The 8,068-nt window shown below is 59.4% G+C and carries 9 protein-coding genes and 1 pseudogene; 5 read left to right on the top strand and 5 right to left on the bottom strand.

Annotated features, from left to right (window positions below; all coding sequences use genetic code 11):
• Positions 1-63: 63 nt before the first annotated feature.
• Entirely contained in the window at positions 64-1,299 is a 1,236-nt protein-coding gene (locus OC610_RS16390) for a colicin E3/pyocin S6 family cytotoxin (RefSeq protein WP_264429059.1), read from the bottom strand.
• Between the two features lie 575 nt (positions 1,300-1,874).
• Positions 1,875-2,306: an Hg(II)-responsive transcriptional regulator gene (gene merR / locus OC610_RS16385; protein WP_003425050.1), complete on the bottom strand. Its 432-nt coding sequence runs from the start codon at positions 2,304-2,306 to the stop codon at positions 1,875-1,877.
• 71 nt (positions 2,307-2,377) lie between these two features.
• Here merR and merT point away from each other — a divergent pair, with 71 nt between their 5' ends.
• From merT to merB, 5 genes and pseudogenes are all read left to right on the top strand, one after another.
• Positions 2,378-2,728 carry a mercuric ion transporter MerT gene (merT, locus tag OC610_RS16380; protein ID WP_003425049.1) on the top strand — a complete coding sequence of 117 codons (351 nt, stop codon included), beginning with the start codon at positions 2,378-2,380 and terminating at the stop codon, positions 2,726-2,728.
• Positions 2,729-2,745: 17 nt separating this feature from the next.
• Positions 2,746-3,021, top strand: coding sequence for a mercury resistance system periplasmic binding protein MerP (gene merP, locus OC610_RS16375; protein ID WP_003425048.1), 276 nt, complete (start codon positions 2,746-2,748; stop codon positions 3,019-3,021).
• A 12-nt stretch (positions 3,022-3,033) separates the two neighbouring features.
• Positions 3,034-3,354: pseudogene (gene merC / locus OC610_RS16370) on the top strand (organomercurial transporter MerC); the annotation flags it as partial.
• Between the two features lie 158 nt (positions 3,355-3,512).
• Positions 3,513-5,195: a mercury(II) reductase gene (gene merA, locus OC610_RS16360; protein ID WP_003425044.1), complete on the top strand. Its 1,683-nt coding sequence runs from the start codon at positions 3,513-3,515 to the stop codon at positions 5,193-5,195.
• Between the two features lie 12 nt (positions 5,196-5,207).
• Positions 5,208-5,846, top strand: a complete 639-nt coding sequence (gene merB / locus OC610_RS16355; protein WP_003425042.1) for an organomercurial lyase MerB — start codon at positions 5,208-5,210, stop codon at positions 5,844-5,846.
• Positions 5,847-5,938: 92 nt separating this feature from the next.
• Here the strand turns inward: merB and OC610_RS16350 are convergent, their stop codons facing one another.
• The 3 genes from OC610_RS16350 to tnpB form a co-directional block, all read right to left on the bottom strand.
• Positions 5,939-6,238: a plasmid pRiA4b ORF-3 family protein gene (locus OC610_RS16350; RefSeq protein WP_003425039.1), complete on the bottom strand. Its 300-nt coding sequence runs from the start codon at positions 6,236-6,238 to the stop codon at positions 5,939-5,941.
• A 3-nt stretch (positions 6,239-6,241) separates the two neighbouring features.
• Positions 6,242-7,747, bottom strand: coding sequence for an IS66 family transposase (gene tnpC / locus OC610_RS16345; RefSeq protein ID WP_264429055.1), 1,506 nt, complete (start codon positions 7,745-7,747; stop codon positions 6,242-6,244).
• Positions 7,748-7,784: 37 nt separating this feature from the next.
• Positions 7,785-8,068, bottom strand: a 284-nt coding sequence (gene tnpB, locus OC610_RS16340) for an IS66 family insertion sequence element accessory protein TnpB (protein WP_264429053.1), incomplete at its 5' end; no start/stop codon positions are given.

The following is an 8,068-nucleotide window of genomic DNA, read 5'->3' as shown; positions in this document are numbered from 1 at the left end:
CCCACCAATATCTCGGACGTCTTATCAAACCACCTCAACCTTATTTTTAAGCCCATAGCACCCTCATAAAAATTTCTTAATGTTACGCTTCGTACTTGGCGCTTTTTTTTGCTCACCCGTAAGGTGATCAAAAGATCCTAAATGGCTACCGTCGCTTGCACGGTATACCTCTAGCTCAGCGTGCCTTGAATCCCACTCGTAAATTCTCCTGCTTTTAGCATCAGTCCATCGCTCCCGTAACCCCCCACCACCTTGACGCGGCGTTTTCGATTTAACTTCGATCAAATCGCCGAATCCGATAATTTCGTTTGTTTTGGGGGCTTGATGATAATCATGCGTAGCCTCCGGCAACCCTTTGCGCCGACCATTCAAAACTATGTATAACGGCGAAACCCCAGCCCCCACCGGAAACACAAGAATGAAATCCTTGTACTCCGGCGGATAAATCGGGTTGACGATAATGCTGTCCGCCATGGGTGTCGGCGGGAAGATCCAGATGCGCGGCGCCTGTGGCGCAGCCTCCAACGCTGGAATGCCCAACGTCGCGGAAGGGTCCACTGCCGGCGTCCAGATCAACTCGACCCCGTCGCCGAAGTCTGCCACTTGCTGCTCGCCGCGGGCCTGGAATGTCACCACCGGGATCATCTCCCAGTCGCGTCTTGACTGGGTGTTGTAGCCGTAACCTTTAAGCGTCCCGTCGGGCTGGGTTTCGACATGTAGGCGAACCCGGCTGCGCGCTTGTTCAAGGGTCCTTAGTTGCTCTTCGGTGTACAGCGAGCCATCGCCCAGGTTCGAGGGCATCAGCAGCCCCACCAATCCCACCAGTGCGCCCGCCGCTACCGGCGCCGTGATCGCCGCGCCGGCGCCAAGGGAGGCCAAGGCGGTTCCACCCAGTGCCAGCGTGCCAACACTTGCGGGTAATGCTCCGCTGATCGTCTTCAGCGGTACACAGCCTGACGCGTCAACCTCACGGCCGCCCAACAACGTGAAGGCGCCATAAGCGCTCAGCAGTTCCGTCGGGATGTAACCGGTTGGATTGTGATAATCGATGATTGCATCGGGCAGTTCGCAGGACTTGGCGAACACACAGCCCTTGATGCGCGGGGCTTCCTTCTGATGTATCTGGCTCAGCCGTTGGGTCATGTACGCCTCTTGCCGAGCGAGCATGTCCTCATGGGCTTTATAATCGGCGTCTCGTTTTGCCAGCTCGTCCGGGGTCATATCCCGCAGGACTCTGTGGCGCCAGTCACCACCTCGGTACTCCCAGACTTGGGGAATATCGCCTTTTCCTTTCGCCATGCTTCGTCCTTGCTCGGTCAGCGCCAACTCAATCAAGCGGCGCGGCAAACCTTACCGAGTAAGCGGGGCAATGCTCACCAGACGATTCCGAGCATGACGTGAGACTTTTCTTCTTTTTGAGAAACGATTTCGCCCTAAACTTGCCAACCGTACAGCCGTACCCTTCCTACCAGTCGGATCCCTAACATGCACTTCGCTCCAGACTTCCCCGACGATGCCGTCATGCGCCAACTCATGGAACTGCTCCATGAAGAGATCGGCCTGCTAGAACACAAGACTCTTCAACCGTAAGCGTCCGAACTACACCGCCTTGCATCTCAGACCTTAATCCCCTTTAACCGCTGATTGACGCGCTCACACTCAAAAACTGCGAAATTGCACCCCACTTGACCACCCATTTGCGTTGCAACTGACCAATCATTTGCATTCGAAGTGATCAGGACTCTCGGCTCTGTAGGGTAAGAGCGTGGCTAAAAGCAGACCGTAGGTTTGGCCAGTCAACGGGGCTCATTGAGCGCCGCTCTTTTCCTGTTCAAGCCGACAAACAGGGGGGCAATGAAACGGGAAATCGTAGGCTAAGGCGCGAAGTTTTCGTGGCTATCTATTCCATGCAGCGAATCGATCAGCGGGCAGCTAACCGTCCCGTGGCTCGCGCAACAGTCATCAACCAACTGCGCCAGGACCAACTCGATCCGCCGCAGATCCGCAAGTTTCCCCCGCACGTCTTCGAGCTTCTGCTCGGCGTGCACACGCGCATCATTGCAGTGCGTACCGTCATCGAGCCGCAACAGTCCGGCCACTTCATCGAGGCTGAAGCCCAGCCGTTGTGCGGACTTCACGAATTTCACCCGTGCAATATCCGCCTCGCCGTAGCGACGAATGCTGCCGTAGGGCTTGTCCGGTTCGGGCAACAGCCCTTTGCGTTGATAGAACCGAATGGTTTCCACGTTAACCCCGGCTGCCTTGGCAAAGACGCCAATGGTCAGGCTTTCCGCAGTGTTTTTCATACCGCTTGACTCCGTACCTGACTACGGAAATAACCTTAACCCATCGATCAAACATTCGAAAGGTTGAACCCATGTCTGAATCACAAAAGGGCCGTGGTGCACTCCTCGCTGGAGGTCTGGCGGCGATCCTTGCGTCCACCTGCTGCCTGGGCCCGCTGGTGCTAATTGCCCTGGGCTTCAGCGGCGCCTGGATCGGTAATCTCACCGTTCTGGAGCCCTACCGCCCGTTTTTCATCGGCGCGGCATTGTTGGCGCTGTTCTTCGCTTACCGGCGCATTTTCCGCCCGGCTCAAGCCTGCAAACCCGGTGAGACCTGCGCAATTCCGCAGGTACGAACTACCTACAAGTTCATTTTCTGGCTCGTGATGGCACTCGTGCTGGTCGCGCTCGGTTTCCCCTACATCCTCCCGTTGTTTTACTGATCAGGCAGGAGTCTCCCATGAAAAAGCTGTTTGCCGCTCTCGCGCTCATTGCCGTGGTTTCCCCGGTGTGGGCCGCCATCCAAACCGTCACCCTGTCGGTACCGGGCATGACCTGCGCCGCCTGTCCGATCACGGTCAAGAAAGCGCTGACCCAGGTCGAGGGCGTGACCAAGACCGAGGTGAGTTTCGAGAAACGCGAAGCCATCGTGACCTTCGACGATGCCAAGACCAACTCCGAGGCCCTGACCAAGGCGACCGAGGATGCCGGCTATCCATCTACCATCAAGCAATAGGAGGAAATACCAATGAGAAATCCTCTCAATCTGTTCACGCGGATCGGTGACAAAGCCAGTTCCGTCGGTGTGCTGGTTTCAGCCCTAGGCTGCGCCGCGTGTTTTCCTGCTCTGGCTAGCTTAGGCGCCGCAATCGGTCTGGGCTTTTTGAGCCAGTGGGAAGGCCTGTTCATCACCACGCTACTGCCCTTGTTTGCGGCCCTGGCGCTGCTCGTCAATTCCCTTGGCTGGCTCAAACATCGGCAGTGGCAGCGAACTGCACTCGGCCTGATAGGCCCTGTCCTGGTCTTGGCTGCGGTGTTTTTGATGCGGGCTTATGGCTGGCGGAGCGGGGGTGGGCGGGCGACACGAGATCCCAGATCGAGCCCCCAAGCATGAGGGCCAGACCGATATAGAGCAGCCAACCGCTCCGCCAGCCATAAGCCCGCATCAAAAACACCGCAGCCAAAACAGTAATGCCGCAAAGAGACCCATTTGAGGAAGTAAACGCTATGACCACACTGCGAATCCACGGTATGACCTGCGCCTCCTGTGCCGACCGCGTCAGAGATGCTCTGGAGGGAATCTCCGGCGTGCACCGGGCGGACGTCTCCTACGCCGGTGGGAAGGCCGAAATGACGGCCGACGCGGCTGTCAGCCGTGAACAAATGCAAGCCGCCGTCGAGGCCCTTGGGTATCAAGCGTCGTTCGAAGTCGCCTCGCTACAACCGCGCCCCGGCCAGCTCGATAAGGCGCTGGGCTGGTTGCGCAGCGACACCGAGGTCGGCAAAAACGGCGACGCGCTACACATTGCAGTCATAGGCAGCGGCGGTGCGGCAATGGCGGCCGCCTTGAAGGCGGTGGAAGCCGGCGCCCGCGTCACTCTGATCGAGCGCGGCACCATCGGCGGCACTTGCGTCAACGTCGGCTGCGTGCCGTCGAAAATCATGATTCGCGCCGCGCATGTGGCTCATTTGCGCCGCGAGAGTCCGTTCGATGACGGAATGCCCGCCACGCCGCCGACCGTCCTGCGCGAGCGGCTGCTCGCGCAACAGCAAGGCCTTGTCGACGAACTGCGTCACGCCAAGTACGAAGGCATTCTGGAGAGCACACCAGCCATCACCGTGCTGCGTGGCACCGCTCGCTTCCAGGACGGCCACACGCTCAGCGTCGAACTGGTCGAGGGGGGCGGGCGCGAAGTCGCGTTCGACCGCTGCCTGATCGCTACCGGCGCCGGTGCGGCCGTGCCGCCGATTCGCGGGCTGCAAGACACCCCCTATTGGACCTCGGAGGAGGCACTGGCCAGCGCCAGTATTCCGCAACGGCTCGCCGTGATCGGCTCATCCGTGGTGGCCTTGGAGCTGGCGCAAGCCTTTGCCCGGCTGGGTAGCCGCGTCACCATCCTGGCGCGCAACTCGCTGTTCTTCCGCGAAGATCCGGCCATCGGCGAGGCGCTGACCGCGGCCTTCCGCATGGAGGGCATCGACGTGCTTGAGCAGACACAAGCCAGTCAGGTGACCCACGCCAACGGCGAATTCGTACTGACCACCAACCACGGTGAACTGCGCGCCGACCAACTGTTCGTCGCCACCGGCCGCACGCCCAACACCCAAAGCCTGAACCTGGAAGCGGCGGGTGTACTGTTGGATGAACGCGGCGCCATTCAGATCGATCAGGGCATGCGCAGTAGCGCAGTGGATATCTATGCAGCCGGCGACTGCACCAACCAGCCGCAGTTCGTCTACGTCGCGGCGGCGGCTGGCACCCGTGCGGCGATCAACATGACCGGCGGCGAAGCTACGCTTAATCTCGATGCCATGCCGGCGGTGGTGTTCACCGATCCGCAGGTGGCCACCGTCGGTTACAGCGAAGCGGAAGCACAGCGCGCAGGCCTCGAAACCGACAGTCGCACGCTGAGCCTGGACAACGTGCCGCGTGCGCTGGCCAACTTCGACACGCGAGGGTTCATCAAGCTGGTCGCCGAAGCGGGTTCTGGTCGGTTGCTCGGCGTGCAGGCGGTGGCCCCGGAAGCGGGCGAGCTGATTCAGACGGCGGTGCTGGCTATTCGCAACCGCATGACCGTGCAGGAGCTGGCCGACCAGTTGTTCCCCTACCTAACCATGGTCGAGGGCCTGAAGCTCGCGGCGCAGACTTTCACCAAGGACGTAAAGCAATTGTCCTGCTGCGCTGGATGAATGGAGAGCACCATGAAATTTGCCCGCTACATTACCGAGATCGCCGAACGTCTCACCCCGACCAACCGGCCCAAAGGTTTTGCGGAGTTCTTGGTCGCGCTACTGGGTGAACTTGCCAAGGGACGCCCGATTTCGCGAACTACGCTTGCCAGGACTCTTGGCTGGCCCGCTGAGCAAGTGGCGGCTGTGCTCGAACAAGCCACCAGTACCGAATACGACAACGATGGGAACATCATCGGCTATGTCCTCACCTTGCGCGAGACGTCGCATGTCTTGGAAATTGACAACCGCCGGCTGTATGCCTGGTGCGCGCTGGACACCCTGATGCTCCCGGCGTTAATCGGCCGTACAGCTCGCGTCTCGTCGCATTGCGCTGCAACTGGAGCACCCGTTTCGCTTACGGTTTCACCCAGCGAGATACAGGCTGTTGAACCTGCCGACGTGGCAGTGTCACTGGTATTGCCGCAGGAGGCGGCCGACGTTCGTCAGTCCTTCTGTTGCCATGTGCATTTCTTCGCATCTATCCCAGCGGCAGAAGATTGGGCCTCCAAGCATCAAGGATTGACTATCGTAAGCGTCCAAGAGGCGTTCGGCGTGGGCCAGGAGCTTAATCGACATCTGTTGCAGACCCTTCCAATGAGAACATCGTGATTGGATTTCGACTCAATGTCCTACGGAGTGGGCATCGGATTTCTCTTTCCGACTTTGATCCGGTGATCCCAGCCATCGCCAAAGTCATAGACCTAGCGGAATGTCCTTTTCCCGTTCAACGCTTTGATCAGAGTCTTGCGGGTCTCCGAGTTCACGGGAGGCCCCCATCCATCGGAGTCGGGAATACCGTAACTCTCACCAGCTATTTCAAACTCATGCAGATGGTCATCGTGCCAGCCCATTGCGATCTGGATCACCGCGTGCAATTTGCCTAAGGTGATGTTCTCGGGCACCGCCACACGGCGCCAGATGGCAGGTTCGATCCACTTCAATTCAATGTGCAGTAGCAACAAATCAGGTTCGGGTTTTGGCAAGCGAACAGTTTTGACCATGGATCAGGCGGCCTCGCAGAGTTCCGTGGAGGCGAGAGAAACGTTCCAGGGCAGCAGTTCGTCGACCCGATTGATCGGGTGGTCGGCGATGCGCTCCAGCACGTGTGTCAAATAGGCTTGCGGGTTCAGGTCGTTGAGTTTGGCTGAACCCACCAGGCTGTAAATCGCAGCCGCTCGTTCGCCGCCGGCGTTGGAACCGACGAACAGATAATTTTTTCTGCCTAGCGCGACAGCACGTAGCGCGCGTTCGGCAGCGTTGTTGTCGATCTCAATTCGCCCGTCATCGCAATAGCGCACCAAGGCCTGCCACCGATTGAGGGCATAGAGAATCGCACCGCCCAATGCCGATTTTTTCGACAGTTGAGTCAGCGTCTGGTTGAGCCACGCGTGGAGTTGTTCCAGCAGCGGACTGGCTCGGCTTTGCCGAACCACTTTTCGCAGGTTGGGCGGTTGCCCTCGAATCTCGCTTTCGATGGCATACAGGCCCGCAATCCGTTGCAGCGCCTCGGCGGCAAGTGGTGAAGCCAGGTCTTTGTAGACATCGTAAAACTTGCGCCGGGCGTGAGCCCAACACGCCGCTTCCTCAATGGTGCCCGTGGCATATAGTTGAGCAAAACCGGCATAGCCGTCCGCCTGCAAGATCCCGCTGAAGCGCTTGAGATGCGCGCGGGGATGTTGCCCCTTGCGATCCGGCGAGTAGGCAAACCAGACCGCCGCCGGTGTCGCGTCCCCCGTAGGTCGGTCGTCCCGCACGTACGTCCACAGGCGCGCCGTTTTGGTCTTGCCGTTGCCCGGCGCGAGCACGCCAATCGGCGTGTCGTCGGCATGGACTTTGTGTCCGCTCATGACGTGGTGCTCAAGGGCGTTGATCAGTGGTCGCAGCAACTGACTGCTCTGGCCAACCCAGTCGGCCAGGGTTGAGCGCTCCAGCTCCACGCCCTCACGGGCGTAGATCTCGGACTGCCGATACAACGGCAAATGATCGACAAACTTCGAGACCAGCACATGGGCCAACAACCCTGGGCCGGCAAGACCTCGGGCGATCGGGCGACTCGGTGCCGGCACCTGGGCGAAGTGCTCGCAGCATCGGCAAACCCACTTCGGACGGACATGGCGAATGACTTTGAAGCGTGCCGGAACGTACTCCAGCACTTCGGACACATCCTCACCCAAATGGCGAAGCGTCCCACCGCAGCCAGTGCATTGCGACTCGGGCTGATGCACGTGGGTTTCGCGAGGTAGGTGTTCGGGCAATGGTTTACGGCGCGAAACTGCGCGAGGTGCCGGCTCGACTGGAGGTGTCATTTCGGCTTGGCTGACTTGCAGCTCTTCAAGACTCAACTGGAGCTGATCGATCATGGCGTCTAGTTGCTCGGAACTGCAACCGAACTGCGTACGACGCAACTTGGCGATCATCATCTTCAAGCGCTCAATCTCTGCGTGCTGGGCAGCGATCAGCGCCTTCAAGGCTTGAAGATCATTCGGCAGGGAGTCGGTCACGAGGGTCATGCCCGAATATTACTGGGGATTTTTTCAGCGCGGCAAGTCAGACCGCGAGGACGGGTGCTGTACGAATTGGCCGGCGCCAATCAATGCCCTCCAACAGCATCGACAACTGCGCGGTCGTCAGCGACACGCTGCCGCTGGTTGCTTGCGGCCAGACAAAGCGTCCTTGCTCCAACCGTTTGCAAAACAGGCACAAGCCGTCGCCATCCCACCACAACAGTTTGATCCGGTCACCACGCCGTCCGCGAAAGGCGAAGATCTGACCGGAGAAGGGATCGGCTTCCAGTTGAGTCTGCACCATGGCCGCCAAACCGTCGAAGCCAC

This window comes from Pseudomonas agronomica (assembly GCF_025917275.1).
Taxonomy (GTDB): domain Bacteria; phylum Pseudomonadota; class Gammaproteobacteria; order Pseudomonadales; family Pseudomonadaceae; genus Aquipseudomonas; species Aquipseudomonas agronomica.
This window is presented reverse-complemented; position numbering and strand designations above follow the sequence as displayed.